General features: G+C 71.1%; 27 protein-coding genes. 13 read left to right on the forward strand and 14 right to left on the reverse strand.

What is annotated here, in order from left to right:
• From EP26_RS16480 to EP26_RS16490, 3 genes are all read left to right on the forward strand, one after another.
• Positions 1-798: ABC transporter permease (locus tag EP26_RS16480; protein ID WP_043340065.1), on the forward strand; the 798-nt coding region annotated here is incomplete at its 5' end.
• 2 nt (positions 799-800) lie between these two features.
• Positions 801-1532: an ABC transporter ATP-binding protein gene (locus EP26_RS16485; protein WP_043340067.1), complete on the forward strand. Its 732-nt coding sequence runs from the start codon at positions 801-803 to the stop codon at positions 1530-1532.
• 1 nt (position 1533) lies between these two features.
• The gene (locus tag EP26_RS16490) at positions 1534-2085 is read left to right on the forward strand and encodes a D-glycero-alpha-D-manno-heptose-1,7-bisphosphate 7-phosphatase (RefSeq protein WP_043340070.1); all 552 of its coding nucleotides are present in this window, start codon (positions 1534-1536) and stop codon (positions 2083-2085) included.
• On the opposite strand, the gene EP26_RS16495 is transcribed toward EP26_RS16490, so the two are convergent.
• Positions 2076-3734 carry a glycosyltransferase family 2 protein gene (locus EP26_RS16495; RefSeq protein ID WP_052389282.1) on the reverse strand — a complete coding sequence of 553 codons (1659 nt, stop codon included), beginning with the start codon at positions 3732-3734 and terminating at the stop codon, positions 2076-2078. The two genes, EP26_RS16490 and EP26_RS16495, sit on opposite strands and share 10 nt — an antisense overlap.
• Before the next feature lie 107 nt (positions 3735-3841).
• On the opposite strand from EP26_RS16495, the gene EP26_RS16500 reads away from it, so the two are divergent.
• From EP26_RS16500 to EP26_RS16510, 3 genes are all read left to right on the forward strand, one after another.
• The gene (locus tag EP26_RS16500) at positions 3842-4951 is read left to right on the forward strand and encodes a hypothetical protein (protein WP_157033587.1); all 1110 of its coding nucleotides are present in this window, start codon (positions 3842-3844) and stop codon (positions 4949-4951) included.
• A 179-nt stretch (positions 4952-5130) separates the two neighbouring features.
• Positions 5131-6486, forward strand: a complete 1356-nt coding sequence (locus tag EP26_RS16505; RefSeq protein WP_245624431.1) for a leucyl aminopeptidase family protein — start codon at positions 5131-5133, stop codon at positions 6484-6486.
• Positions 6487-6671: 185 nt separating this feature from the next.
• Positions 6672-7085, forward strand: a complete 414-nt coding sequence (locus EP26_RS16510) for a MarR family transcriptional regulator (RefSeq protein WP_084112601.1) — start codon at positions 6672-6674, stop codon at positions 7083-7085.
• A 54-nt stretch (positions 7086-7139) separates the two neighbouring features.
• Here EP26_RS16510 and EP26_RS16515 read toward each other — a convergent pair whose 3' ends face one another.
• The 5 genes from EP26_RS16515 to EP26_RS16535 form a co-directional block, all read right to left on the reverse strand.
• Positions 7140-8072, reverse strand: a complete 933-nt coding sequence (locus EP26_RS16515; RefSeq protein WP_043340076.1) for a 2-hydroxyacid dehydrogenase — start codon at positions 8070-8072, stop codon at positions 7140-7142.
• Positions 8073-8074: 2 nt separating this feature from the next.
• Positions 8075-8518: a hypothetical protein gene (locus tag EP26_RS16520; RefSeq protein ID WP_052389283.1), complete on the reverse strand. Its 444-nt coding sequence runs from the start codon at positions 8516-8518 to the stop codon at positions 8075-8077.
• Positions 8515-10140 (reverse strand): ABC transporter ATP-binding protein, encoded by a 1626-nt coding sequence (locus EP26_RS16525; RefSeq protein ID WP_043340077.1) that lies wholly within the window; start codon positions 10138-10140, stop codon positions 8515-8517. The genes EP26_RS16520 and EP26_RS16525 overlap by 4 nt, the downstream gene beginning before the upstream one ends.
• Entirely contained in the window at positions 10137-11171 is a 1035-nt protein-coding gene (locus EP26_RS16530; RefSeq protein WP_043340079.1) for an ABC transporter permease, read from the reverse strand. The genes EP26_RS16525 and EP26_RS16530 overlap by 4 nt, the downstream gene beginning before the upstream one ends.
• A gap of 75 nt (positions 11172-11246) precedes the next feature.
• A complete protein-coding gene (locus EP26_RS16535; protein ID WP_043340082.1) occupies positions 11247-11465 on the reverse strand; it encodes a DUF3072 domain-containing protein in 219 nt (72 codons plus the stop codon).
• 185 nt (positions 11466-11650) lie between these two features.
• On the opposite strand from EP26_RS16535, the gene EP26_RS16540 reads away from it, so the two are divergent.
• Together EP26_RS16540 and EP26_RS16545 are read left to right on the forward strand one after the other, a co-directional pair.
• Complete coding sequence (locus EP26_RS16540; RefSeq protein ID WP_043340171.1) at positions 11651-12790, forward strand: extracellular catalytic domain type 1 short-chain-length polyhydroxyalkanoate depolymerase; 1140 nt, start codon at positions 11651-11653, stop codon at positions 12788-12790.
• A 50-nt stretch (positions 12791-12840) separates the two neighbouring features.
• Positions 12841-13791, forward strand: a complete 951-nt coding sequence (locus EP26_RS16545) for an aldo/keto reductase (protein WP_043340084.1) — start codon at positions 12841-12843, stop codon at positions 13789-13791.
• Between the two features lie 3 nt (positions 13792-13794).
• Here the strand turns inward: EP26_RS16545 and EP26_RS16550 are convergent, their stop codons facing one another.
• The gene (locus EP26_RS16550; RefSeq protein ID WP_043340087.1) at positions 13795-14115 is read right to left on the reverse strand and encodes a hypothetical protein; all 321 of its coding nucleotides are present in this window, start codon (positions 14113-14115) and stop codon (positions 13795-13797) included.
• A 156-nt stretch (positions 14116-14271) separates the two neighbouring features.
• Here EP26_RS16550 and EP26_RS16555 point away from each other — a divergent pair, with 156 nt between their 5' ends.
• The 3 genes from EP26_RS16555 to EP26_RS16565 all read left to right on the forward strand — a co-directional run bounded on the left by EP26_RS16555 (position 14272) and on the right by EP26_RS16565 (position 17255).
• The gene (locus tag EP26_RS16555) at positions 14272-15150 is read left to right on the forward strand and encodes a manganese catalase family protein (protein ID WP_052389285.1); all 879 of its coding nucleotides are present in this window, start codon (positions 14272-14274) and stop codon (positions 15148-15150) included.
• A 94-nt stretch (positions 15151-15244) separates the two neighbouring features.
• Positions 15245-16561 (forward strand): chromate efflux transporter, encoded by a 1317-nt coding sequence (chrA, locus tag EP26_RS16560; RefSeq protein WP_052389286.1) that lies wholly within the window; start codon positions 15245-15247, stop codon positions 16559-16561.
• Positions 16562-16745: 184 nt separating this feature from the next.
• Entirely contained in the window at positions 16746-17255 is a 510-nt protein-coding gene (locus EP26_RS16565; RefSeq protein WP_043340090.1) for a GNAT family N-acetyltransferase, read from the forward strand.
• A gap of 49 nt (positions 17256-17304) precedes the next feature.
• Here EP26_RS16565 and EP26_RS16570 read toward each other — a convergent pair whose 3' ends face one another.
• From EP26_RS16570 to msrA, 7 genes are all read right to left on the reverse strand, one after another.
• A complete protein-coding gene (locus EP26_RS16570) occupies positions 17305-18477 on the reverse strand; it encodes a BaiN/RdsA family NAD(P)/FAD-dependent oxidoreductase (RefSeq protein ID WP_043340092.1) in 1173 nt (390 codons plus the stop codon).
• Between the two features lie 80 nt (positions 18478-18557).
• Positions 18558-19544, reverse strand: coding sequence for a sensor histidine kinase (locus tag EP26_RS32075; RefSeq protein WP_052389287.1), 987 nt, complete (start codon positions 19542-19544; stop codon positions 18558-18560).
• 151 nt (positions 19545-19695) lie between these two features.
• Positions 19696-20640: a sterol desaturase family protein gene (locus EP26_RS16580; protein ID WP_043340096.1), complete on the reverse strand. Its 945-nt coding sequence runs from the start codon at positions 20638-20640 to the stop codon at positions 19696-19698.
• A gap of 4 nt (positions 20641-20644) precedes the next feature.
• Positions 20645-21391 carry a polysaccharide deacetylase family protein gene (locus EP26_RS16585; protein WP_157033588.1) on the reverse strand — a complete coding sequence of 249 codons (747 nt, stop codon included), beginning with the start codon at positions 21389-21391 and terminating at the stop codon, positions 20645-20647.
• Positions 21388-22485 carry a YncE family protein gene (locus EP26_RS16590; protein ID WP_408735103.1) on the reverse strand — a complete coding sequence of 366 codons (1098 nt, stop codon included), beginning with the start codon at positions 22483-22485 and terminating at the stop codon, positions 21388-21390. Before EP26_RS16590 ends, EP26_RS16585 begins: the two co-directional genes overlap by 4 nt.
• Before the next feature lie 109 nt (positions 22486-22594).
• Entirely contained in the window at positions 22595-23032 is a 438-nt protein-coding gene (gene msrB, locus EP26_RS34925) for a peptide-methionine (R)-S-oxide reductase MsrB (RefSeq protein ID WP_052389288.1), read from the reverse strand.
• Positions 23033-23044: 12 nt separating this feature from the next.
• Positions 23045-23593, reverse strand: a complete 549-nt coding sequence (gene msrA, locus EP26_RS34930) for a peptide-methionine (S)-S-oxide reductase MsrA (protein WP_043340105.1) — start codon at positions 23591-23593, stop codon at positions 23045-23047.
• Between the two features lie 177 nt (positions 23594-23770).
• Between msrA and EP26_RS32080 the strand changes: the two genes are divergently transcribed.
• Both EP26_RS32080 and EP26_RS16610 read left to right on the forward strand, forming a co-directional pair.
• Positions 23771-24607, forward strand: coding sequence for a hypothetical protein (locus EP26_RS32080; RefSeq protein ID WP_052389289.1), 837 nt, complete (start codon positions 23771-23773; stop codon positions 24605-24607).
• Between the two features lie 16 nt (positions 24608-24623).
• The gene (locus EP26_RS16610) at positions 24624-25745 is read left to right on the forward strand and encodes a THUMP domain-containing class I SAM-dependent RNA methyltransferase (RefSeq protein WP_043340107.1); all 1122 of its coding nucleotides are present in this window, start codon (positions 24624-24626) and stop codon (positions 25743-25745) included.

Below are 25745 nucleotides of genomic sequence, written 5' to 3' on the forward strand. Positions count from 1 at the left end.
CGCGTCCCTCGTCGCCGTGCGGCGGCGCTGGGGGACATTGCCACGGGGGTTCGGCGGTGGCGGCTGAGCTTCGCGCTGGCGGCGCTCGACATCCGCAACCGCTACCGCGGCTCGGTGCTCGGGCCGTTCTGGCTGACGCTGTCGAACGCGGTGATGATCGTCGGGCTCGGGCTGCTCTACTCCTCGCTGTTCAAGATGAGCCTGGCCGACTACCTGCCCTTCATCGCCGTCAGCCTGATCACCTGGAACACCATCAACGCCGTCGTCGGCGATGCCTGCACCAGCCTGACCAGCGCCGAGGGCATCATCCGCCAGCTCCCCCTGCCCTACACGGTGCATGTGCTGCGCTGCGTCTGGCGCAACGCCGTCATCGCCGCCCACAGCCTGCCCATCATCCTCGCCGTCTTCGCCGTCACCGGCGTCTGGCCGGGCTGGGAGGCGCTCTGGGCGCTGCCCGGGCTGGCGCTGATCGGCATCAATGCCTGCGCGCTGGCGCTGTTCCTCGGCATGCTCTGTGCCCGCTTCCGCGACATCCCCCCCATCGTCGGCAGCGTCATGCAGCTTGCCTTCTTCCTCTCGCCGGTGCTGTGGAAGCCCGAGCTGCTGGGGCCGGGCAAGGCGGAGTGGCTGGTGCTCAACCCCTTCTACGTGGTGATGGAGACGGTGCGCGGGCCGCTGGTCGAGGGCGGCGCCTCGGCGGCGGTCTGGGTCTCGGCCTGCCTCTTCACCGCCGCCACGGCCGGCCTCGCGCTCGGCTTCTTCATCCGCTTCCGCGGCCGTATCGCCTTCTGGGTTTGATCATGCCGCACATTCATGCCGAGGCGGTGACCATCGAGTTCCCGCTCTACCATCTGGGCGCGCGCTCGCTGAAGAAGCGCATCCTCGCCAACTCGCCCTTGCGGCTGCGCCAGGACGAGGCCAGCCGCATCGTGGTCTCGGCGCTGCGCGAGCTGAGCTTCCGCATCGCCCCCGGCGAGCGGGTGGCACTCGTCGGGCACAACGGGGCGGGGAAGACGACGCTGCTCAGGACGCTGGCCGGGGTCTATGAGCCGGTCGGCGGCAGGCTGGAGGTGGCGGGCTCGGTGGGCGCGCTGATCGACCCGGCGGCGGGGATGGACCCGCATGCGACGGGGCGGGAGAACATCGTCCTCCGCGGGCTGTTCCGCGGCCTCGGCGAGGCGGAGAGCGCCAGCCTCGCCGAGGAGGTGGGGGCCTTCTCGGGCCTCGCCGAGTTCCTCGACGTGCCGGTCAGGACCTACTCGGCGGGAATGTCGGTCCGGCTGTCCTTCGCCATGGCCACCGTGATGGACCCCGAGGTGCTGCTGATGGACGAGTGGTTCCTCGCGGGCGACGCGGACTTCATGCAGCGGGCAAGGGCCAAGCTCGAGGCGCTGGTCAGCAAGGCGGAGATCCTGGTGCTCGCCACCCACGACATGGCCATCGTCCGCGAGTGGTGCACCCGCGTCATCCGGCTCGACGCCGGACGCATCGCACAGGATGGCGCCGTCACAGAGGTGCTGGGCGAGGTGTGAGATGCGGCGGGCGCTCTTCCTCGACCGCGACGGCATCATCAATGTCGATCATGGCTATGTGCATCGGCCGGAGCAGGTGGAGTTCGTGCCCGGCATCTTCGCGCTCGGCCGGCTGGCGGTGGCGCGTGGGATGCTGCTGGTGATCGTCACCAACCAGTCGGGCATCGGGCGGGGGCTTTATGGCGAGGCGGAATTCCAGGTGCTGATGCAGTGGATGGGCGGGCGCTTCGCCGAGGAGGGCGCGGCGCTGCATGCGGTGGAGTTCTGCCCGGATCATCCGGAGCATGGCATCGGCCCGTATCGGCGGGAGAACCCAAGGCGCAAGCCGGGGCCGGGGATGCTGCTGGATGCGGCGGCGGCGCATGGGATCGGCCTCGGCGCCTCGGTGATGCTGGGGGACAAGGCGAGCGACATGGAGGCGGCGCGGGCGGCGGGCGTCGGCACGCGCATCCTGGCGAGCGGGGATGCCGCCGAGGCGGCGCGGGCGCCGGAGGGAACGCTGGTGCTGCCCTCGGTGACGGCGGTCGTGGAGTGGCTTGCCGCTCAGCCCTGAGGCGGAGTGTCGGACAGCACAGGGACCGGGTGGCTGTAGTCGAGATTGGGGTTGGCGAAGGGGTCGCGCCGCAGCGCATCGCCCCAGCGCCGCTGCATGTGGGTGATCTCGGCGGCGAAGCGCCGTGCCTTCGCCCCGGTCACGTCGTCGCCGCGCGTCGCCGATTCGTGGTGGTAGAGCTCGGCGAGCGGGGTCCAGAGGATGCGCCAGCCGGCCTGGCGGAAGCGCAGGCAGAGGTCGATGTCGTTGAAGGCGACGGCCAGTGCCTCGGCATCGAAGCCGCCCACTGCCTCGAAGGCCTCGCGGCGCAGGGCGAGGCAGGCGGCGGTCGCCGCCGAGACTTCGCGGACCAAAGTGAGGGAGCCGGCATGGCCGGGGGCGCCGGGCGCGGCATGCGGCAGGTAGTGGCCGGCGACGCCGCCTTGGCCGATCACCACGCCGCCATGCTGCAGGGTGCCGTCGGGGTAGAGGAGCTTGGCGCCGACCGCGCCGATGCCGGGCCGCATCAGCAGGCCGACCATCTCGCGCAGCCAGGCGGGGCCGATCACCTCGATGTCGTTGTTCAGCAGCAGAAGCACTTCGCCGCGTGCCTCGGCGGCGGCCTGGTTGTTGAGGGCGGAGTAGTTGAAGGGGCCGGGCGCGGGGAGGATGCGCACCCGCGGGTCCTGCCGGAGCCGGTCGAAGAGGGCGAAGGTCTCGGGCGCGGTGCTGCCGTTGTCGACGATCAGCAGCTCGATCGCCGGGTAGTCGGTATGGCGCAGGAGGCCGGTGGTGCAGGTCTCCAGCATGGCGGCGCCGTCGCGCGTCGGGATGATGACGGAGACGAGCGGCGCTGGCTCGGGCAGGAGCGCCGAGAGCGGCTGCCAGGAGGGGGCGGGAGCGATCTCCCGCCGGTGGTGGTAAAGCACCTGTGGGATGTGGCGGATGCGCTCCGGCGTGCAGGCGGCGGCGATGCGCCCTGCCAGGTCGGGGCCAGGAAGGTCATTCGGCGCCAGCGCATCGCGGCGGATGGCGCCGAGGCGGCTGACCAGTTCCGGCTGCTGCGCGAGGAGAATGGCGTCGAAGTCCGGCTTGAACCAGGGGCTGTGGCGGTGGCCGGCGGCGTCGATCGCATCCTCGTCGGAATAGACGAGGGCGGCGCCGGGATGCCCTGCGAATTCCGTGGCCAGGGCGAGGAGCGCGTGCGGCGGCAGGCGGTCGGCGGCGTCGAGCATGGCAAGGACGGCGCCGCTGCCGAGCGTGGCGGCGGGTGCCGGCGGCAGGAGCCGGATACGGGGATCGGCTTCGGCGAGGGGCGGCGGGGCCTTGGCGGCGATGAGGCCGAGTTCCCAATGCGGGTAGGGCTGGGCACGCAGCGCGGTGATCGCCGCTGCGACGGCTTCGGGCGGGGCGTTGTCGACCAGCATCAGCAAGGTGATGACGGGTCCCTCGGGCGGGGCGGCAAGGGCGGGCGCCGGGGCGAGCCAGGCGCGGTAGGCGACCGGGTCGTTTGGATCGCGCAATTCCCCGTGAGCGAGCCAGGGCAGGCGGCGCAGCATCCGCCGCGCCAGTCCGCCGAGACGCAACCGGAACGGCAGGGCGGAGGCCGGCAGGCGCGCCCACAGCCAGTGCCAGAGGCGCCGCAGGGCCTGACGGGGCGTGAGGCGCATCACATGGTCCTTGGCTGCAATTCGTGCGAGACGGCGCCTTCTTGGCATCCGGACGGAGTCCGACCAAGACCGGCCTTGCCAACCCGTTGGATCGCATCGTCCCGCCCATGCCCCCCGAGCCCTACCGGCTGACCGCCCTCACCGAGCAGCCGCCCGGATTGCGCCGCGCCATCCATGGCTACAGCACGGCCGGCACCTGGAGCCGGCTGGCGCGGCGGGTGGCGGAGGTCGGCTTCGAGGTCGGGCGCAGCCTGCCGCGCGATGCCTGGCGTCGCTTCCGCCCTGGGCCGCCGCCGCTGCTGCGGCTGGAGGAGGGGGAGGATGCGCGGCCGGGGGCGCAGAGCGTCGCGCTTTATGTGCATTACGCCGCCTCGGGACGCATCTCGGAGATGGTGCGGCGGCAGGTGGCGGAGCTGGCGGCGGAGGGCTTCGCCGTGGTTTTCATCACCATGGCCGAGGCGGTGCCGGAGGCGGATTGGCAGGCGATGCGGGGCCATGCGGCGCTGCTGGTGCAGCGGCGGAATTTCGGCCTCGATTTCGGGGCCTGGCGGGACTTGGCGCCGGAGGCGGCGCGGCGCTGGCCGGAGGCCGGGGAGCTGATGCTCGCCAATGACAGCGTGCTGGGGCCGATCAGCCCGATGGGGCCGGTGATCGCGGCGCTGCGCGACGGCGGGGATGGGTTGTTCGGCATGACGGAGAGCATCCAGGGCGGGCCGCATCTGCAGAGCTACATGCTGCTGGCGCGTGGCGATGCGGCGGTCGGCGACATGCGGCGCTTCCTCGGCGCGATGCGGATCAGCCATTCCAAATGGCTGGTCGTGCAGCGCGGCGAGCTGCGCTTCGCCGGCTGGATGCGGGGGCGCGGGCACCGGGTGGCGGCGCTGTTCGGCTATGGGCGGCTGGCGGCCGCGGTGCTGGCGGACCATGCGGAGCGGGCGCAGCTCGCCGCCTCGCACCCCTTGCTGCGGGGGCTGGAGGGGATGGCGCCGGAGGCACGGGCGGCGCTGCTGGCGGAGCAGCCACTCAACCCGACGCATCACTTGTGGGCGGCGCTGATCCGCTGCTTGGGCTTTCCCTTCCTCAAGACCGAGCTGGTGCGGCGTAACCCGGGCCGGTTGCCGGGGGTGGAGGACTGGGCCGCCCTGGTACCGACGGAGGCGCCCTGCCCGCCGATGGTGATCCGCGATCATCTGGACGGGCTGAAACGGCCCGGATGAGAACCGTATTCGTTACTTTCCTGTTGCGATTTCCTGGACATTGCTCGATAATCAGCGCAAGCTGAATCGCGCCACACGCATAGGTTGCGGACACTCTCTTCAGACCTGCTGTCGTGCCGCAAGGACCTGAACGCCTCATGCTCGATTGTCTTGCCGCGCCTGTTGAGAATGCTTCGCCGTTGCATTGCATCGGCCCGGGCGGACTCGACGCGTTGCTCGGGCACTTGCCGGCGGGGGCGAGCGGCTTCCTCAGGGCCACCGGCTTCGCCGGCCGGGCGCAGGAGCTGGCGCTGCTGCCGGGCGAGGGTGGAATTGCCGGCGCGGTGCTGGGCCTCGGCGAGGGTGCGGTGACGCCCTGGAGCTTCGGCGCCCTCGCCCAGGCCCTGCCTGCGGGCAGCACCTGGCGACTCGCCGAAGGGTCCGCGGAGCAGGCGGAGGCGGCCGTGCTCGGCTGGTGCCTTGGCGCTTATCGCTTCAACCGGTTCAAGGCGCCGAAGCGGGCGCCGGCGCGGCTGGTGCCGCCGCCGGGGAGCGAGGCGGCGATCGCCACCGCCGAGGCAACCTGCCGGGTGCGGGACCTCATCAACATGCCAGCCAACCTGCTCGGCCCGGCCGAGCTGGCGGCGGAGGTGCAGGCGTTGGCCGAGGCACATGGCGCCGCCTGCCGCATCATCGAGGGCGAGGCGCTGGCGGATGGCTTCCCGGCCATCGCCACGGTGGGCCAAGGGGTGGGGCCAGGCAGCCCGCGGGCGCCGCGGGTCGCCATGCTGGAATGGGGCGAGCCGGGGGCGCCGCTGGTCGCGCTCTGCGGCAAGGGTGTCTGCTTCGATACCGGCGGGCTCGACCTGAAGCCGCCCTCCGGCATGTTGCGCATGAAAAAGGACATGGGTGGCGCCGCGACCGTGCTCGGCCTCGCCGAACTGGTGATGCGGCTGCGCCTGCCGGTGCGGCTGCTGGTGCTGGTCGGCGCCGTCGAGAATGCCGTCTCGGGCCATGCCTTCCGGCCGATGGACGTGATCCGCACCCGGGCCGGCATCAGCGTCGAGATCGGCAACACCGATGCCGAGGGGCGGCTCGTCCTCTGCGACCTGCTGGCCTGTGCGGCGGAACGGGAGCCGGCATTGATCATCGACTGCGCGACGCTGACCGGCGCGGCCCGGGTTGCACTCGGGCCCGATTTACCCGCGCTCTTCACCCCCGACGATGCGCTCGCGGAAACGCTACTGGCCGCGGGGAGAGCGGAGCATGATCCAGTATGGCGCATGCCTTTGCATGACGTTTACGATTCGTGGCTGGATAGTGCGGTAGCGGACATCAACAACGTCTCGTCTCGACCGATGGCTGGAGCGATCGTTGCTGCGTTGTTTCTGCGGCGTTTCGTGCCCGAAGGCGTCCGCTGGGCGCATCTGGATCTCTACGCATGGAACGACGCCAGCCGGCCCGGACGGCCGGAAGGTGGGGAAGCTCAGGCCCTTCGGGCCTTGGCAGAGGGGCTGGCTACTCTGTTCGGCACAGGAAGAGGGCCGGTCCGGTAACGAGAACGAGATGGTGGGGAAACTTTTTAGGTCGAGCCGCTCTGATGCATGAGCGGGCAAGCGTTATCCAAGACTGACGTGACTTCGAGTGCCGATGCCGGCCGGCGGGCCAAGGCCAGTCAAAGGGTTCGAGGCCCGGCGCCGGACATGTTCAAAGGCCCACAAGGGGCGAGGGGATTGAAGCAATGGTGGTACAGAGCAATCCCGACCAGCTGGTCGGCATTCTGCGGGACACGGTGGTCGCCCTGGTTCGGCGCGACGGTCCCGATCTTTCGGCGCGCCAGCTGGGCGTGTTCCTCACCGTCTACCTGACCGATGGCCCGCATACGGTGCGCGGCCTGGCGGCGGAGCTGAACGTGTCCAAGCCGGCGATCACCCGGGCGCTCGACCGGCTCGGCGAGCTGGACCTCGCGCGCCGCAAGGTGGACCCGATGGACCGCCGCAGCGTCATCGTGCAGCGCACGCTGAAGGGCACCGCCTTCCTGCGCGACATGCGCCAGATCATGTCCGAGGCCGAGACCACGACGCATGAGATGCCGGCTGTCGCCAACGAGGCGGCCAATGCCGAGTCCTCGCGCGAGAACCGCAAGGCCGGCTGATCTGGCGCCTTTCCGGAGGCCCGCAAGACCGCCAGGCGGCTTTGCGGGGAGAGGTCAGTAGCCTGCGGCGGGGTCGACCAGGTTCAGGGGCGTGAGGCCTGCCCGCGCCCGGTGGATGTTCTCCACCACCTGAGGCGCCGCGCTGCGGGGGATGGTGATGCTGGCGGCGTGGGGCGTCAGCACGACCTTTGGATGCGTCCAGAAGGGATGCTCCGGCGGCAGCGGCTCCGGCTCGAAGACATCGAGCGCGGCACCGGCGAGGCGGCCGGACTCGAGCGCAGCCAGCACGTCGGCCGCGACCATGTGGCCGCCGCGGGCGGAGTTCAGCAGATAGGCGCCTGCGGGCAGCAGGGCGAGCCGCGAGGCATCGAGCAGGCCGCGCGTCTCCGGGGTCAGCGGCAACAGGCAAACGAGGATGTCGCTGCGGGCGAGCATGGCGGCGAGGCCGTCATCGCCGTGAAAGCTCTCGACGCCAGGCAGGGATTTCGGCCGGCGCGACCAGCCCATCACCGGGAAGCCGAGGGCCAGCAGCGCGCGGGCCGCGTCGCCGCCGAGCGCGCCGAGGCCGAGGATGCCGATGCGGCGCCGCGCGGTGTCGGGGGCGGGCAGCTCGTTCCAGATCCTCGCCGACTGCTGGGCGCGGTATTCCGGGTCCTGGCGGTGGAAGCGCAGCACGTTGAGCAGCACCCATTCGGTCATGCCCTGGGTGAGGCGCTCATCGACGAGGCGCGCCACCGGCACGCCGGGCGGGGGGCCGGGCGGGCGCAGCAGGTGATCCACGCCGGCGCCCATGGAGACGAGCAGCTTCAGGTTCGGGTAGCGGCGGAGTTCCGCCATGTCATGCGCCGTCCAGCAGACGGCGGCCTCGATCTCGGCGGGATCGCCGGCTTCGGGGAAGAGGCGAATCTCGAGGCTTGGGTCCACTTCGAGCAGAGCGTCGCGCCAATCCTCCATGGTGGAGGCTTTGGTCGAGAGCAGCACGGCCATCCTTATCTCCCTTTCGGCTCGAGTATTTGCAGCCCGTCCGGCAGGGCTCGCACCCAGTCCCGCCATTTCTGCCGCGAGGTCGCCGCCCGCTCCTCGCCATCCGCCAGACGGGCGTAGAGGCTGAGCACGCCCTGCGACCACCAGAAGTCGAACAGCTTCTCGTCGGAGAGGACGAGGGCTGCGGTGCGGTCGAAGACGTCGTCCTTCACCCGTGGCAGATGCTTCGTCAGCCACCACCAGCAGCCGAGGGCCAGCACCACGGCGCCGAGGTAGAAATGCACCAGCATGGTGCTGCCGAAGGAGAGGGCGAGGATGGCGGCGGCCGGCGCGACGTTCTCGCTGGTGCGGTAGACCGGGCTTCCGGGCGAGTTCATCCGGCGGATATGCACGCCGAGCTTCACCTGGTCCGCCGCCAGCAGGGCGCGCAGCCGCTCCAATTCCGTCATGCCCCTGCCTCGGCCCTCAGCTCGGTCGTACCGGAGGCGCGCAAATCGAACGCCGCCGCCATGAGCGCGCGGGTATAGGGCTCGCGCGGCGCGGTGGCGAGTTGCTCCGCCTCGCCCTCCTCCACCACACGCCCGTCCTTCAGCACCATGATGCGGTGGGCCAGCGCGCGGACGACGCGGAGGTCGTGGCTGATGAAGAGATAGGCGAGGCGGTGCCGGGCCTGGAGCGCCCGCAGCAGCTCCACCACCTGGGCCTGGACGGTGACGTCGAGCGCGCTGGTCGGCTCGTCGAGCACCAGCAGGCGGGGCTTCAGGACGAGGGCGCGGGCGATGGCGATGCGCTGGCGCTGGCCGCCGCTGAACTCATGCGGGTAGCGGGCGGCCATGCCAGCGTCGAGGCCGACCTCCTCCAGCGCGGCGGCGACCGCGGCCTCGCGTGCGGCGCGGGTCAGGGCGGGTTCGTGGACCTCGAGCCCCTCGCCGACGATCTCGCCGGCGGAGAGGCGGGGCGAGAGCGAGCCGTAGGGGTCCTGGAAGACGATCTGCATCCGGCGGCGCAGCGGGCGCAGGGCGCGGCGGGAGAGCGGCTGGATGTCCTGGCCCTCGAAGCGGATGGCGCCTTCGCTGCCCTCCAGCCGCAGCAGGGCGAGGCCGAGCGTGGTCTTGCCGCTGCCGCTCTCGCCGACGAGGCCGAGGGTCTCGCCCTCGCGCACCGTGAGGGAGACGCCGTCGATGGCCTTCACCGCGCCGACCTGGCGGCGGAGCAGGCCGCGGCGGATGGGGAAGTGGACGCGCACCTCCTTCGCCTCCACCACCAGCGGTGCGGCGGGGGCAATCGGCGCCGGGCGGCCGTGGGGCTGCGTCGCCAGCAGCATCCGCGTGTAGGGATGCTGCGGATCAGCGAAGAGGGCGGCGGCGGTGTTCTGCTCCACGGCCTCGCCGTCGCGCATCACCACCACGCGGTCGGCGTAGCGGCGGACGATGGCGAGGTCATGGGTGATGAGCAGCATCGCCATGCCGAGCCGGGATTTGAGGTCGGCCAGGAGTTCGAGGATCTGGGCCTGGATGGTGACGTCGATAGCCGTCGTCGGCTCGTCGGCGATGAGGAGCTTGGGGTCGTTGGCGAGGGCGGCGGCGATCATCACCCGCTGGCGCTGGCCGCCGGAGAGCTGGTGGGGGTAGGCGCCCAGGCGCTCCTCGGCGCGGGGGAGGCCGGCCCGGCGCAGCAGCTCCAGCACGCGGGCGCGGAGGGCGGCGCCGGCGAGGGGGCGGTGCAGGGTGACCGCCTCCCCCACCTGGCGGCCGATGCCGTGCAGCGGGTTGAGCGAGGTCATCGGCTCCTGGAAGACCATGCCCGCCACGCCGCCGCGCAGGCGTTGCAGGGCGCGGTCGTCGGCGGCGAGGACATCGGTGCCGTCGAGAGTGATGCGGCCGGAGAGGATGCGCGCGGCGGGCGGCAGCAGGCGGAGCGTCGAGAGCGCCGAGAGCGACTTGCCGCTGCCGCTCTCGCCGACCAGGGCGAGCGTCTCGCCGGGGTGGAGGGCGAAGGAGAGGTTGCGGACCACCGGGCGGGGGCCGAAGGCAATGGTGAGGTCCTCGACCGAGAGCAGCGGCGCGCTCATCGGCCGCCGCCCGGGAGCTTGCGCGGGTCGAGCGCGTCACGCACCGCCTCGCCCACGAAGATCAGCAGGGTGAGGACGCCGCCGAGGACGATGAAGCCGGTGAAGGCGAGCCAGGGGGCCTGGAGGTTGTTCTTGCCCTGGCTCAGCAGCTCGCCGAGCGAGGGCGAGCCGGGCGGCAGGCCGAAGCCGAGGAAGTCGAGCGAGGCGAGGATGGTGACGCTGCCCGAGAGGGTGAAGGGCAGGAAGGTGAGCGTCGCCACCATCGCGTTCGGCAGGATGTGGCGGGCCATGAGGCGTGTGTCCGACACGCCCAATGCGCGGGCGGCGCGGACGTAGTCGAGGTTGCGGCCGCGCAGGAATTCGGCGCGGACCACGCCGGTCAGCGCCATCCAGGAGAAGGCGAGGAGGAAGGCGAGCAGGATCCAGAAGCTCGGCTGAATGATGCTGGCCAGGATGATCAGCAGGAAGAGCTGCGGCATGCCCGACCAGATCTCGATGAAGCGCTGGAAGAGCAGGTCGGTCAAACCGCCGTAGAAGCCCTGCACCGCGCCGGCGGCGATGCCGATGGCGGAGCCGAGGATTGTCAGCGTGAAGCCGAAGAGGACCGAGATGCGGAAGCCGTAGATGACGCGCGCCAACACGTCGCGCGCCTGGTCGTCGGTGCCGAGCCAGTTGCGGGCGGAGGGCGGCGAGGGCGCCGGGCGGCCGAGGTCGCGCACCACCGTCGCGTAGGAATAGGGGATGGCCGGCCAGAGCATCCAGCCGCCGCGGCGGGCGATGTCCTCGACCAGGGCCGGGTCGTGCCAGTCGGCCTCGGTGGGGAGACCGTCGGGGAGGATGTCGCTCTCGGCATAGTCGGCGAGGACGGGGACGAACCATTGGCCGTCGACGCGGGCGACCAGCGGCCGGTCGTTGGCGATGAATTCGGCGAAGAGGGTTACGAAGAAGAGCGCGGCGAAGATCCAGAGGGACCACCAGCCGCGCCGGTTCGCGCGGAAATTCGCCAGCCGTCGCGCATTCAGCGGGCTCATCGGCTCGTGGGGGGCCTGTCCAGGGTCATCCCCCCTGCTTAAGCATGGGGGGATGCCCTGCGACAAGCAGGGTGGCTACCTGCCCCGGCCGGTCTTGGACTGAAGCTCGTCGATGCGGCGGGAGGCGTCGGCCTTGGTCATGTCCGGGTCGAATTCCTCGCCGGCTTCCTCGCTGAGGGTCTTGAGGTAGCTGGCCTGGGCGCCGGTCATCTTCTCGTCGCCGGTGGTCCAGTCGTCCGGGTCCTTGATGGTGTTGGAGCCGGGCTCGGCGTCGGTCTTCGGGTTGTCGGTCATGGGCGGTTCTCCTGCGTATCGTGTTCCCTTAACGTTCATGACAGTCAGGCGTTGCAGCCTGGAATGCAGGGATGCGGAGGTCCATGTTGCAGTGCAGCGAAACCCGGGCCGTACCGATACGCTAGGGTCGTACGAGACGCGGGCCATTCCGCACCACCGCCCGAAAGGATCAGCCTTTGAACCAGATGCGCAGCCGCCTGTCCGACCTGGTACGCCAGTCACAGGCCAGGATGAGCGCCGCGGCCGGCGCCGCGACGGATGAAGGCGACCTGGTCGAGCTGGCCGGCTTCGGCTCCGATCCGGGGTCGGTCCGCATGCTGGCCTATTTGCCGGAGGGGCTGCCGCATGGCGCGCCGCTGGTGGTCGCCCTGCATGGCTGCACCCAGACAGCGGCGGGCTATGCCACGGGCAGCGGCTGGACGGCGCTCGCCGAGGCCGGGGGCTTCGCCGTGCTGCTGCCGGAGCAGCGGCAGGCGAACAACGCCAATCGCTGCTTCAACTGGTTCGAGCCGGGCGATTCCACGCGCGGCCAGGGCGAGGTGGCTTCCATCCACTCCGCCATTCAGCACATGGTGGCGACGCGGGGGATCGACCCGAAGCGGGTCTTCGTCACTGGGCTCTCGGCCGGCGGGGCGATGGCGGCCAACCTGCTCGCCACCTATCCGGAGGATTTCGCCGCCGGCGCCATCATCGCCGGCCTGCCCTATGGCGCGGCGAGCAGCATGCCGGAGGCTTTCGAGGCGATGGCCAGCGGCAGGCCGCGCTCGGCGGCCGATTGGGCGGCGCTGGTGCGGGCGGCCTCGCCACATCGGGGGCCCTGGCCGCGTGTCTCCATCTGGCAGGGCGATGCGGATACGACCGTGCGGCCGGTGAATGGCGAGCAGTTGGCGCGGCAATGGGCGGCGCTGCATGGCACCACCGGAGCGCCGGTCGAATCGGGCAGTGGGGCGCATCGGGCCCAGGCCTGGCGGGATGCCAAGGGGCAGGTGGTGCTGGAGCACCATATCATCGCCGGCATGGCGCATGGCGTGCCGCTGGATACCAGCGGGATCGGCCAGGCGGGGCCGTATTTCCTCCAGGCGGGGATCGGCTCCACCGCCGCCATCGCCGAGTTCTTCGGCCTGCCGGTGGAGCAGCCGGTGCGGCAGCCGCAGGGCCAGGCGCGGCCGGCGAAGGGCCATACGGTCATCGACCAGGAGGGGAACCGGGCCGAGGAACCGAAGGCGGAGGAGGATTTCACCCTGGGCGGGATCAAGCTCGGCTCGATCGACCCGAGCGGGGTGATCCGCAAGGCGCTGACGACGGCCGGGCTGATGAAGGGCTGACATCGCTGGGGCGCGACCCCATGCTCCTCCCGCATAAGGGGAGACAGGGCATGGAAGAGCGCAGCCTCGGGCGGTCCGGCATCAAGGTGCCGCCGCTGATGTTCGGCGGCAATGTCTTCGGCTGGACCATCGACAAGGCCCAGTCGCACCGCATCCTCGACCGGCTGGTGGATGCCGGGCTCTATGCCATCGACACGGCAGATGTCTATTCCGCCTGGGCGCCAGGCCATCAGGGCGGCGAGAGCGAGACCATCATCGGCGAATGGCTGAAGGCGAGCGGCAAGCGCGGCCAGGTCGTGATCGCCACCAAGGTCGGCATGAAGATGGGCTCCGGCGAGCAGGGCCTGTCGCGCGGCTGGATCGTGAAGGAGGTGGAGGCGAGCCTTCGCCGGCTGCAGACCGATGTCATCGATCTTTATCAGGCGCACAAGGATGACGAGACGGTGCCGCTGGAGGAGACGCTCGGCGCCTTCGCCGACCTGATCAAGGCGGGCAAGGTGCGGGCGATCGGCGCCTCCAACTACAGCGCGCCGAGGCTCAAGGAGGCGCTGGAGGTGAGCGCGAAGCACGGGCTGCCGCGCTACGAGACCTTGCAGCCGCTCTACAACCTGATGGACCGCAAGGTCTTCGAGGAGGCGCTGGAGCCGCTCTGCCGGGCGGAGGGCATCGGCGTCATCAACTACTATGCGCTGGCCTCGGGCTTCCTCAGCGGCAAGTACCGGTCGGAGGCGGATTTCGGCAAGAGCAAGCGCGGCGGCAACATGGGCAAGTACCTGACGCCGCGCGGGCTGAAGGTGCTGGCGGCGCTCGACGCCGTGGCCGGCGAGGTGGCGGCGACGCCGGCGCAGGTGGCCATCGCCTGGCTGCTGGCGAAGCCTGCGGTGACGGCGCCGATCGCCAGCGCCACCAGCTCCGACCAGTTGGAGGATCTGCTGGGGGCGACGGCGCTCGGGCTCAGCCCGGCGCAGGTGGCGGCGCTGGACGAGGCGAGCGCGGAGTAGCGCCTACCCTTTCCCTGTCATCTTGGCGAAGACGGCGCGGTCCCGGTTCTCCTGCATCAGCATGCGGAAACCGGGGATCGTGTCGAGGCCGAGGCCGAGGGGGATGCCGGTCTCCTCGTCCGCGGTGACCTTCGCGTAGCTCTCGCCGGTGAATTTCTCCCATTTGCCGGCGGGCTTCTTCACCTCGATATGGACGACGGTCGCCTTCAGCACCATCCGCACGATCGCCTCCTTCGGCGAGGAGGGCTTGGTGAGGCTGGGGTTGCCGGCGATCATCACCCAGCCATTGGCCATGGCCCAGGCGGTCAACTCATCCTTCGTCATGGCGGACTCCTTCTGCGCCTGTTGCGATAGGCGCAATTCGCACAAAGCGCATCGGGGCTTCACGGAAGACGGAAGTTCGGGGCTCGTTGCCCGCTTCGGCACGAACCTCTGCCGGCGCCACCGGTTCGGTCAGGATAACCCGGATCGGAGGTCCAGATGTTCTATACCGATGGCAAGCTGCAATACCCTGTTCGCGTCGAGCGCCCCAACCCGATCTTCGCCCGTGCGCTGCAGCAGGCGATCGGCGGCGTCGAAGGCGAGATCCGCGTGATGATGCAGTATCTCTTCCAGGGCTGGGGCAGCCGCGGACCGGTGAAGTACCGCGACATGCTGATCAACACCGGCACCGAGGAGATCGGCCATATCGAGATGCTCGCGACCGCGGTAGCGCTCAACCTCGAAGGCGCGCCGCTGTCGATGCAGGAAGACGTGGCGAATGACGGCATCGCCGGCGCGGTGATGGGCGGCATGAACCTCCGCCACATCCTGAGCACCGGCCTCGCCGCGACGCCGGAGAACTGCAACGGCGTGCCGTTCAACGCGAGCCATGTCTATGCCAGCGGCAACATCGTCGGCGACATGTACGCCAATGTCGCCGCCGAGGCGACGGGCCGCGTGCTGGCGACGCGCCTTTACGGCATGACCGACGACCCGGGGATGAAGGACATGCTCTCCTTCCTCATCGCCCGCGACACGATGCATCAGCAGCAATGGCTGGCGGTGATCGAGGAGCTGGGCGGCTCGACCGCGAACCTGCCGGTGCCGAACAGCTTCCCGCAATCGCAGGAGGCGAGCCAGTTCTCCTATGCCTATTTCGGTCATCGCATCGACGGGCAGGTGCCGGCCGGGCGCTGGACCGAGGGCGCCTCGATCGACGGCAAGGGCCAGTTCGCGCCGATGAAGTCGGAGCCGCTGGGCGGCGAGCCGGTGCTGGCGCCGCCGCGGCCGGACAGCGGCGCGCAGACGGACCAGATCAACGCCTCGCCCGTCGCCGCCAACGATCCGCTGACCGGCGGCACGCCGAGCGTCGCCTAACCAGAACCGGTCCAGGCCGGGTTCCGGCCTGGCGGATGGGGTTTGGGGAAGGCGGCGCCTTCCCCAAGTCTTTCTGCCCCTGCTACAGCGGGGCATGAGCTTTCCCACCCTCGCCGAAGCGCTCCGCATCTGGTTCCGCATCGGCTGCCTCTCCTTCGGCGGGCCTGCCGGGCAGATCGCGCTCATGCACCGGGAGGTGGTGGAGGAGCGGCGCTGGATCTCCGATGCGCGCTTCCTGCATGCGCTGAATTTCTGCACGCTGCTGCCGGGGCCGGAGGCGCAGCAGCTCGCTACCTATCTCGGCTGGCTGATGCATGGCGTGCGCGGGGGCGTGGCGGCGGGGCTGCTCTTCATCCTGCCCGGTGCGGCGGTGATGCTGGCGCTCTCGGCGATCTATGCGGCCTTCGGTGAGGTGCCGCTGGTGGCGGCGCTGTTCTTCGGGCTGAAATGCGCGGTGCTGGTGCTGGTGGTGGAGGCGCTGCTGCGCGTCGCGCGGCGGGCGCTGAAAGGGCCGGTGCCCTGGGCGCTGGCGGGGGCGGCCTTCGCGGCGCTCTTCCTCTTCGGCCTGCCCTTCCCGGTCGTGGTGCTGGGGGCGGCGCTTGTCGGTCTGGCGATGCCGGGGGTCTTCGCCGGCGGCGGGCATGGCAAGGCGCAGGACGGACCCCCTGCCCTGCTCGACGCGGTGCTGGCGGCGGAGCCGGGGCGGATCGGCGCCATGGCGGGCGCGGCGCGGCGGGCGGGGCTTGTCGCGCTGGCGCTCTGGCTCTGGCCGGTCGTGCTGCTGATGCAGGCGGGCGGGCTCTATGGCGACCTCGCCTGGTTCTTCTCGAAGATGGCCGTCGTCACCTTCGGCGGCGCCTATGCGGTGCTCGCCTATGTCGCGCAGGAGGCCGTCGAGGGGTATCGATGGCTGTCGGCGGGGCAGATGCTGGCGGGGCTCGGCCTCGCCGAGACGACGCCGGGGCCGCTGATCCTGGTGCTGGAATTCGTCGGCTACATGGCGGGCGGCACGCTCGGGGCGTTGCTGGTGGTGTGGGTGACCTTTGCCCCGTGCTTCGCCTGGATCTTCCTCGGTGCGCCCTATGTCGAGCGGCTGCACGACGTGCCGCGGCTGAAGGGGGCGCTGGCCGGGGTGACGGCGGCGGTGGTCGGCGTCATCGCCAACCTGGCGCTGTGGTTCGGGCTCAGGGTGCTGTTCGGGGTGATCCTCGAGGTGCCGCTCGGGCCAATGCGGCTGGAGGTGCCGGTGCCGGCGAGCCTCGATCCGCTGGCGCTGCTGCTGGCGGTGCTGGCGGGGGTCTGCCTCTTCCGCATGCGGATGGGGGTGGTGCAGACGCTGGGGCTCACGGCGCTGGCGGGGCTGGTGCTGAAGCCGGCGGCGGATTGGCTGCTGGCGGGGTTCGGTGGGTGATGCGGGCGGATGGCGGTGCCGGCCGCTGCCTGGAGGTGATCCGAAGCCGATGGCCACTTTCGTCATCCCAACATTGACGACCCGCCGCCTTATACCAAATCCCGTTAATCAGAACCCATACAGTAAAGCGGCCCGGTTAAGGACGGAGCGTGCTGCTGCGGGGCGCCCCGCCGCCGCCAATAGGTTGGGCTCACTGGGACTTGGTATTACCCTCCGCGCTCCCGTGGAAGGCGACTTCCCCGCCTACGAACGCCTCATGGCCTCCCCGCGCTCCCGGGGTATGGGTGGGCCATACGACACCAAGGCCGCCTGGGGCATGTTCTGTCACGACCTCGCCTGCTGGACGCTGTTCGGACATGGAGCGCTGATGATCGACCTCCGGACGTCCGGCGAGTGCCTGGGCCAAGTCGGCATCAGCCATGGCCCGCTGTTCCCGGAGAAGGAGCTTGGCTGGCTGCTCTACGCGTCAGCCGAAGGCTTCGGCTACGCGACGGAGGCAGCGGAGGCATTGCGGGACTGGTCGGCGCGGGCGCTCGGCCTCATCGGGCTCGTCAGCTACATCGCCCCGGACAACGGCGCCTCCATCAAGGTGGCCGAGCGTCTTGGCGCCACCCTTGACCCGAAGGCTCCGAGGCACGACCCGGACGACCTCGTCTATCGCCACCGCCCTGGCGGTTCAGCTCGCTGCGCATGACCGGCCCGGGTTGAAACCGACCTTCCGCGATCGGCAGGCGCGGCTGTCATCACACCGCCTCACCGGCGACCCAGCCGCTCGACCAGGCCCATTGGAAGTTATAGCCGCCGAGCCAGCCGGTGACGTCCACCGCCTCGCCCACGACGAAGAGGCCGGGGACCGACTTGGCCTCCATGCTTTGGGAGGAGAGGGCGGCGGTGTCGATGCCGCCGAGCGTCACCTCGGCCTTGGCATAGCCCTCGGTGCCGGCGGGCAGCAGCTCCCACCGCTTCAGCAGCGCGGCGAGGCCGTCGAGGGCGCGGTCGGGCAGCTCGGCCATGGGCTTGGCGGGCAGGTGGGCCTCGGCGAGGGTGGCGGCGAGGCGGCTGGGGAGCAGCTCGCCGAGCACGGTCTTCGGCTCCGCTTTCGGGCGGGCGCGCTTGCGTTCGCGCAGCAGCGTGGGCGCGTCGATCTTCGGCAGCAGGTCGAGGGCGATGGGCTCGCCTTCCCGCCAGTAGGAGGAGATCTGCAGGATCGCCGGGCCCGACAGGCCGCGATGGGTGAAGAGAAGCGCCTCGGGGAAGGCGCGCTTGCCGCAGCGGGCGATGGCCGGCAGGGCGACGCCGGAAAGCGGGCGCATCAGCTCGAGCGGGGCGCCCTGAAAGGTCAGCGGCACCAGGCCGGGGCGCGGCGGGACGAGCGGCACGCCGAAGCGGCCGGCGATGTCATGGGCGAGGCCGGTCGCGCCCATCTTCGGGATGGAGAGGCCACCGGTGGCCAGTACCAGGGCGGGCGCGGTGACCTCGCCTTGCTCGGTGGAGATGCGGAAGCCGTGCGGCTTCTCGACACCGGTGATGCGCTGGCCGAGCCGAAGCTCGACGCCGGCCGCGGCGCATTCCGCCAGCAGCATCGCCACCACGGCTCGGGCCGAGCCGTCGCAGAAGAGCTGGCCGAGCGTTTTCTCGTGGTAGGCGATGCCGTGCCGGCGCACCAGGGCGATGAAGTCGTGCTGGGTGTAGCGGGCGAGCGCCGAGCGGGCGAAATGCGGGTTGCCGGAGAGGAAGCGGTCCGGCGCGCAATGCTGGTTGGTGAAGTTGCAGCGCCCGCCGCCGGAGATGAGGATCTTCCGCCCCGCCTCCGGCGCGTGGTCGAGCACCAGCACGCGCCGCCCGCGGCGGCCGGCGCTGATGGCAGCCATCAGCCCGGCGGCACCGGCGCCGAGGATGATCGCGTCATAAGGCATCAGGCGAGGTTGGCGGCCAGTAGATGGCAGCGATGCATCGGGGCGGCTCCGGCGGGGGGACGTCAGCATAGCCGGGATGCTCAGCGGCCGGAATTGCCCTCCGTGCCGGTGGGCGCGAGGGGCACGGGCGGGACCTCGGGCGGCGGCGCTCCGCCTTCCGGCCGTTGCACCGGGAAGACCAGGCTGAATTGCGTGCCCCCCACCTCGCCCTGGGCGAAGCTCATGCGTCCGCCGAGCTGCGAGGCCAGGGCCTGGATCAGCCTTTGCCCCGTCCCCTGGCGCGCCGGCTCCGCCGCGAGGCCGATGCCGGTATCGGCGACGGCCAGGCTGTAGGTCCCGTCATCCCGGCCGAAGGCGATGCGGATCACGCCGGGGCGGTTGCCGGGGAAGCCGTGCTTCAGCGCGTTGGTGACGAGCTCGTTCACGACGAGGCCGAGATCGGCCGCCATGGCGAGCGGCAGAGCATGGGATTCCAGATTGGCGGTGAGGCCGACCGGCCGGCCCGGCTCGATGCCGCTGCGGAGATCCTCGATCAGCCCCTCCAGGAAGACCTTGCTGTCCACCACCGCCGTCTCCGCCCGGCGGGAGAGGCGCTGGTGCAGCCGGCCGAGCACCTGCACCCGCCCTGCGGCGCGCTGAAGGGCCTGCGCCGCCTGCGGCTCGCTGCGCGCCTGGGCCTGGAGCATGCCGATCAGCCGCTGCATGTCGTTGCGGACACGGTGGGACATCTCGTCCAGCAGGAGCCCCTGCTGCTCGGCTGCCTGTTCCGCCTCGCGTCGCCCCGCCGCCTGGCGCCGGAGCTGGCGGCGCTGCAAGGCGACAAGGGACGCGGCCAGCTTGGCGACGGCGAACCAGAGGAAGGCATCGATGAAGGCTTCGAGGCCGATGGTGCCCGCCTGCCGCAGCATCTGCCAGAGAATCAGCGCGAAGCCGAGCGTCGCCGAGGCCAGGCCGACGGCGAGGCCGAAGGCGGCGGAGGCCAGCACGACCGGGATGAGCAGGAGCAGCATCCGCGGCGCCATGCCGAGGCCAGGCAGGAGCCCCGCGGCCAGGATGATGACAGCCATGGCCAGCGCGGCACCCGGCCGAGCCCAGCCGGGCAGGCCTGGCGATCGGGGGGTGGGTTCGGACAGAGAGGACGCTCCTTTTGTGACAGAACACCCGATACGGTGCCGGGACGGCACAGGTTTTGGCGCACTGCACGAGAAATTGAGACGATCAGTCCCGGCCAGCGAGCGCCAGCGCCACGCGGCGGAAGCCGGCCCATTGCTGGCGGAGCCAGCCGCCGGTGGCCATCGCCTCCTCCGTGCCCGGGGCGCCGGTGCGGGGATAGGCACCGCGGTTCCAGTCGGCGGTGCCGAAGATCCAGTCCCAGACCGGCAGCAGCACGGCGTAGTTCTTCCCCGTCGCCCCGGCCGAGAGCTCGCCGTGGTGCAGGCGGTGGAAGCGGGGCGAGACGATCAGCCGCTCGCCGATCCGGCCGTAGCTGAGGCGGACATTGGCGTGGCTCATGCTCTCGGCGAGGCGCAGCACGAGCAGGATGATGGGGAACTGGCCCGGCGGCACGCCGATCAGCAAGGCGATGCCGCCGAACCAGAGGGCGGCCAGCACATCGTCGAGGATGTGGTTGCGGTCGTCGGTCCAGAAGGTCATCTGCCGCTGCGCGTGGTGGATGGCGTGCAGCGCCCACCACCAGCGGAAGCCGTGCTGTGCCCGGTGGCGCCAGTACTCGCCGAAGTCGAGCACCACGACATAGACGAGGAAGGCGAGGAGCGGCGAGGCGCGGAGCGAGGGGAACAGCTCCTCCAGCGTCGGCGGCAGCAGGCCGGCCTCGGTCAGCCAGCCTTCCCAACGCGATTGCAGCGAGGCGAGCAGGACGAAGGCGACGAGCGGCAGCACGCCGAGCCGGGCGAGGAAGGTGTAGACCATGTCGGTGCGGATGGCGCGGCGGTCGGCAACCGGCTCGACCGGCCGCCAGGCCTCGAGCGGGCGGCAGACGAGGTAGACGACGGCGATGGTCAGCAGGCCATAGAGGCCGAAATCCAGCCAGTCATAGGCATCCTCCGCCCAGTCCATCAGGCCGAGGGCATAGAAGGCGGGCTGCACGAGCGTCTCGAAGAGCCAGCCGGTGACGGCGGCCCAGGCTGTGGTGAAGGCGTCCATGGTCTCAGGCCTTGCCTTGCGGCGGCAGGGTGGCGAAGCAGAGGCCGCGCGCCTGGAGGCCGGCGATCACCTCCTCCAGCACATGGGCGAAGGGGTCCTGGCGGCTGCGGATGCCCCAGTGCATCACCACCACCTCGCCGTCGCGGGTGGACTCGATGGCGCGGCGAGCCAGGGTGGCGTTGGGGTGGGCCGTGCTGTCCAGCTCGTCGCCCCAGAAGCCGCGGGCGGTCCAGCCCTGGTGGCGGAGGCCGCAGGCGGCGGCGAGGGCGATGGCGTTGGGCGTCGTCCGGCCGCCAGGGGCACGCCAGAGAGGGAGGATGCGGGCCTCGGGCGCCATCTGGCGGAGGCGGGCGATAGGGCGTTCTAGCTCGGCGCAGAGGGCGCGCTGGTCCAGCACCTCGCTGCCCGGGCCGGTGCGGTTGGCATAGCGGACCTGGCCCGGCGCCGGGTCGCCGCGGAAATACCAGTGGCGCCAGGTATGGCTGGCGAAGGCATGGCCCTCCGCCGCGCGGGCGCGCCAGAAGGGGGCCCAGCTGTCGTCGAGGGTGCGGTCGCCGCGGAAGGTCGGCTCGTCGGCGAGGAAGAGCGTGGCGCGGATGTCGCGGCGCTTCAGGATGGCGGCGATCTCCTCCGCCTCGCGGCTCCAGCCGGTGTCGATGGTGAGGTAGACGGTGCCGCGACAGGCCGGTTGCTGGGCAGCGGCGGCGGCCGGCAGCCCGGCGAGGCCGCCGAGCAGCGCGCGGCGCCTCATCGACGCATCCATTGCCGCCACCAGGGCGAGGCCTCGGGCGCGGCGGGCGATGGCGTGACGGCGGCGGGGACGGGGACGGCCGGTGCGCCCGGCATCGCGCGCACCGGCTGGACCGCGCCTTCGGCCTGGAGGTCTTCCGGCTCGCTCGCGGCGGTGGTGGGGCGGGGGCTGGGCAGGCCGGCGCTCGGCACGGGGGCCATCGGCTCGCGGCGCGGCTGGACGAAGATGCCGTGCGGCGAGCGGCCGACCGGGATGGTCTCGGCCTGGCCGGTCACCGTGTCCACCACAGCGATCTTGGCGATCCAGCGGAGGGTCACCCACATTTTGCCTTCGGGGTCGAAGGCGATGCAGTCGGGCCCGCCGGGGATGTCCCAGCGCGCCTTCGGCTCCAGCGTCTGAGGGTCGAGCACAGTGATGCGGCTGTCGACGCGGCTGGTCACATAGAGGGCGCGGCCGTCGGGCGCGGGGAAGACGGTGTGGGCGCCGCGGCCGATGAAGACGGTGCGCTCGAGCTTGGCCTCGGCCGGGTTGACCACGGCCATGTAGTCGGAACCCATGATGCCGACCAGCAGCCGGCCGTTGTTCCAGATGACGCCGGCGGGCTGCGAGCCGACCTCGGCGGACCAGGCGGGCTTGCGCTCGGCGAGGTCGATCGCCATCAGCCGGCGCGCGCCCTGGAGGGTGACGTAGACGAAGCGGCTGTCGGGCGAGAAGGCGAGGTGGCTGGGCTTGTCCGGCACCTTCAGCCGGGCGAGCAGGGTGCGCGTCGCGGCCTCGTAGATGTCCACCTGGTCGCGGCGGAGGCTGGTGACGACCAGGTACTTGCCGTCCGGGCTGTGCTCCATGTGGTAGGGGTTGCTGAAGCGCTCGCGCCGCGTCACCTCGGCCGTCGCCGGGTCGAGGAAGAGCAGCTCGTTGCCGCCCGAATCGCCGATCATCAGCTCGCGCCGGTCGGGGGTGAGGATGAGGTGGTGCACCTCGCGCAGCACGGGGATGCGGCGCACCTCTTCCCGGCTGATGCTGTCCACCACGCTGATGGAGGCATCGGCCGAGTTGAGGACGTAGACCAGGTTCGCACGGGCGAGGCCTGGCAGGGCGAGGGCGACGGCGAGGATCGCGGGCAAGAGCCGCATTCTGGGATGCCTTAGGACTGGGTCGCCCAGGAATTCAGCGCGGCTGGGTAAATGGCAAGTTGATAGTCGTTCAACCTTCCGCCGGAATGGGTTCGAAGCGGAGCGAGACGCCGTTCATGCAGTAGCGGAGGCCCGTCGGCGGCGGGCCGTCGGGGAAGACATGGCCGAGATGGCCGCCGCAATTGGCGCAATGCACCTCCGTCCGCGTCATGAAGAAGCTGCGGTCGGTGGTGGTGCCGACATTGCCCTCGATGGGGGCGAAGAAGCTCGGCCAGCCGGTGCCGCTCTCGAACTTCGTGCCCGATTCGAAGAGCGGCGTGCCGCAGCCGGCGCAGGCGAAGGTGCCGGGGCGCTTCTCGGCGTTCAGCGGGCTGGTGCCGGGGCGCTCGGTGCCGTGCTCGCGCAGGACGCGGTAAGCCTCGGGCGAGAGGGCGGCGCGCCACTCGGCGGCGGTCTTCTGCACCGGGTAGTCGGCCTCGGGGGCGGTTTCCTTGCGGAAGAGGGACATGATGCGTGCTCCTTACGCGGCGGGGCGCTTCAGCCGGTCGGCATAGGCCTTGCGGAATTTGGCGACCTTCGGCGCGATGACGACGCGGCAATAGCCGCTCCAGGGGGTGCGGGCGAAGTAGTCCTGATGCTCCGCCTCGCCGGGCCAGAAATGGTCGAGCGGCTGCACCTCGGTCACCAGCGGGGCGTCCCAGATGTTGCTCGCGGCGATCTCGGCCATCACCTCGGCGGCCACCTGCGCCTGCTCCGGCGAGTGGGTCAGGATGATGGAGCGGTATTGCGGGCCGACATCGGCGCCCTGGCGGTCCTTGGTGGTCGGGTCGTGGATGGTGAAGAAGACCCGGAGCAGGTCGGCATAGGAGATCACCGCCGGGTCGAAGGCGATCTGCACCACCTCGGCATGGCCGGTCTTCTTGCCGCAGACCTCTTCATAGGTCGGGTTCTGCGTGTGGCCGCCGGCATAGCCGGAGACGACCGAGGCGACGCCGCGCAGGTCGCGATAGACCGCGTCGAGGCACCAGAAGCAGCCGCCGCCCAAGGTTGCGAGTTCCGTCCCGCTCATTGCGCATCTCCTGATGGTTGGCTCCCAAGATAGGGAGGCGGGTGCCCGCTTGCAGCGGGGCGGGCGGATTTGCCCTTTCGGCGGCGGGGGATTAAGCGGCGCCTCCCCTGCCCCGCCCTGGTCGCAATTCGCCAATAGTCTTGGGGCAGGATGCCTGTTTTCTACCTGGGGTAGCCGATGACCACCGCCGCCGATGCCTGTGATTGGAGCATCGTCCTCTTCACCCGGGGCGAGCCTGCGCGCCTGACCCGGTGCCTTGCCGCCATCCGCCAGGCTGCCGAGGGCCGCGATGCGCGGGTGACCGTGCTGCTGCGCGGCGACGAGCGGGAGGCGGCGGCGCTGGTCGGGCGGCTGGGCGGGGCGGCTCCGGGCCTTCGGCTCTACGCCCTGCCGCAGGGCGACCGGGCGAATGCCTGGAACCAGTATGTCCATGCGCTGCGGCCGCTTGCGGCGATGCATGTCTTCGTCGAGGACCATGCGGCGATCGGGCCGAAGGCGCTGCGGTCGCTGGCTGCCGCGCTGGCGGTGGAACCGATGGCGGAGGCGGCGACCGCCCTTCCCTCCGGAGGGCGGCAGGTGGCGGCGCGGCGGGCCCGGCTGCGGCAGGGTGGGCGGCTGCACGGCACGCTGCACGCCCTGCGCGGCAGCTTCGTCGAGCGGCTGGCGGCGGAGGGGGTGCGGCTGCCGGTGGGGCTGGAGCGCATCGCCCCCGTGCTTGCCCGGTGGCTCGGCGACGGCATCAGCGTGGCGGAGGAGGCGAGCTGGCAGGCCATGCCGCAGGGTTTCGGCGAGGGCTGGCGGCGCCGGCTGCAGGCCGCGCGGGCGCGGATCGAGGAGGGCGCCTTGGCCGGGCGGGAGAGCCTGCCGGAATTCGCCCTGCCCGCGATGCGCGACTGGCTGGCGCGCCAGGCGGGGTCGGGGGATGGGTTCTTCGACTGGCTGGCCAGGCGGCGGCTGGCGCTGGAGGCCATTCCGGCGCCCGAGGCGCTGCGGCCGCGGCCGGTGCCGGTATGACCGCCATGCGCCCGCGATGACGGCGGAGAGCGGGTTCGAGATCTTCCTCGCCACCGTGCCGGGGCTGGAGGAGGTGCTCTGCGCGGAGGTGCGGGGCAAGGGGTTCCGGCAGCCGAGGGCGGTGCCGGGCGGCGTCGTCCTCCGCGGCGGCTGGCCGGAAGTGTGGCGGGCCAATCTCTGGGTCCGCGGCGCGGGGCGGGTGCTGGCGCGGCTCGATGCCTTCCACGTCACGCATCTCGCCCAGCTCGACGCGCGGGCGCGCCGCGTCGCCTGGGGCAGCGTGCTGCGGCCGGATGTGCCGGTGCGGGTCGAGGCCAGTTGCAGCGGGTCGCGCATCTACCACAGCGGCGCGGCGGCCGAGCGGGTTGCGAAGGCCATCCATGCGACACTCGGCGCGCCGGTCGTGGAGGAGGGCGGCGTGCTCGTCCGGGTCAGGATCGAGCGGGACCTCTGCACCATCAGCATCGACACCTCCGGCGAGCCGCTGCACAAGCGCGGCTACAAGGAGGCGATCAACCCGGCGCCGATGCGGGAGACGATGGCCTCGCTCTTCCTGCAGCAATGCGGCTTTGACGGGACGGAGCCCTTGCTGGACCCGATGTGCGGCTCCGGCACCTTCGTCATCGAGGCGGCGGAGATAGCGGCGAGGCTCAACCCGGGACGTGCGCGGCATTTCGCCTTCGAGCGGCTCGCCACCTTCGATGCGGAGGCCTGGGCGCGCATGCGGGCGGTGAAGAGCGGGCGGGAGCCGGTGGCGCAATGCCACGGCAGCGACCGCGATGCGGGGGCGGTCGAGATGAGCCGGGCGAATGCAGAGCGCGCCGGCGTCACCGGCTTCACCGAGTTCCGTCAGGCGACGATCAGCGAGATCGAACCCTTCGGTGGGTCATCGGGGCTGGTGGTCATCAACCCGCCCTATGGCAGCCGGATCGGCGAACGACAGGCGCTGCTGCCGCTCTACCGCGCGATGGGGCAGGTGCTGCGGAGCCGCTTCGTCGGATGGCGGGTCGGGCTGGTCGCCACCGAGCCGAAGCTGGCGCATGCGACCGGCCTGCCCTTCCTGCCGCCCGGCCCGCCGGTACCGCATGGCGGGCTGCGCGTCACGCTGTACCGGACGGCGGCGCTGCCGCCCGAGTAG

Origin of the sequence: Belnapia moabensis DSM 16746 (genome assembly GCF_000745835.1) — a bacterium.
Lineage (GTDB): Bacteria > Pseudomonadota > Alphaproteobacteria > Acetobacterales > Acetobacteraceae > Belnapia > Belnapia moabensis.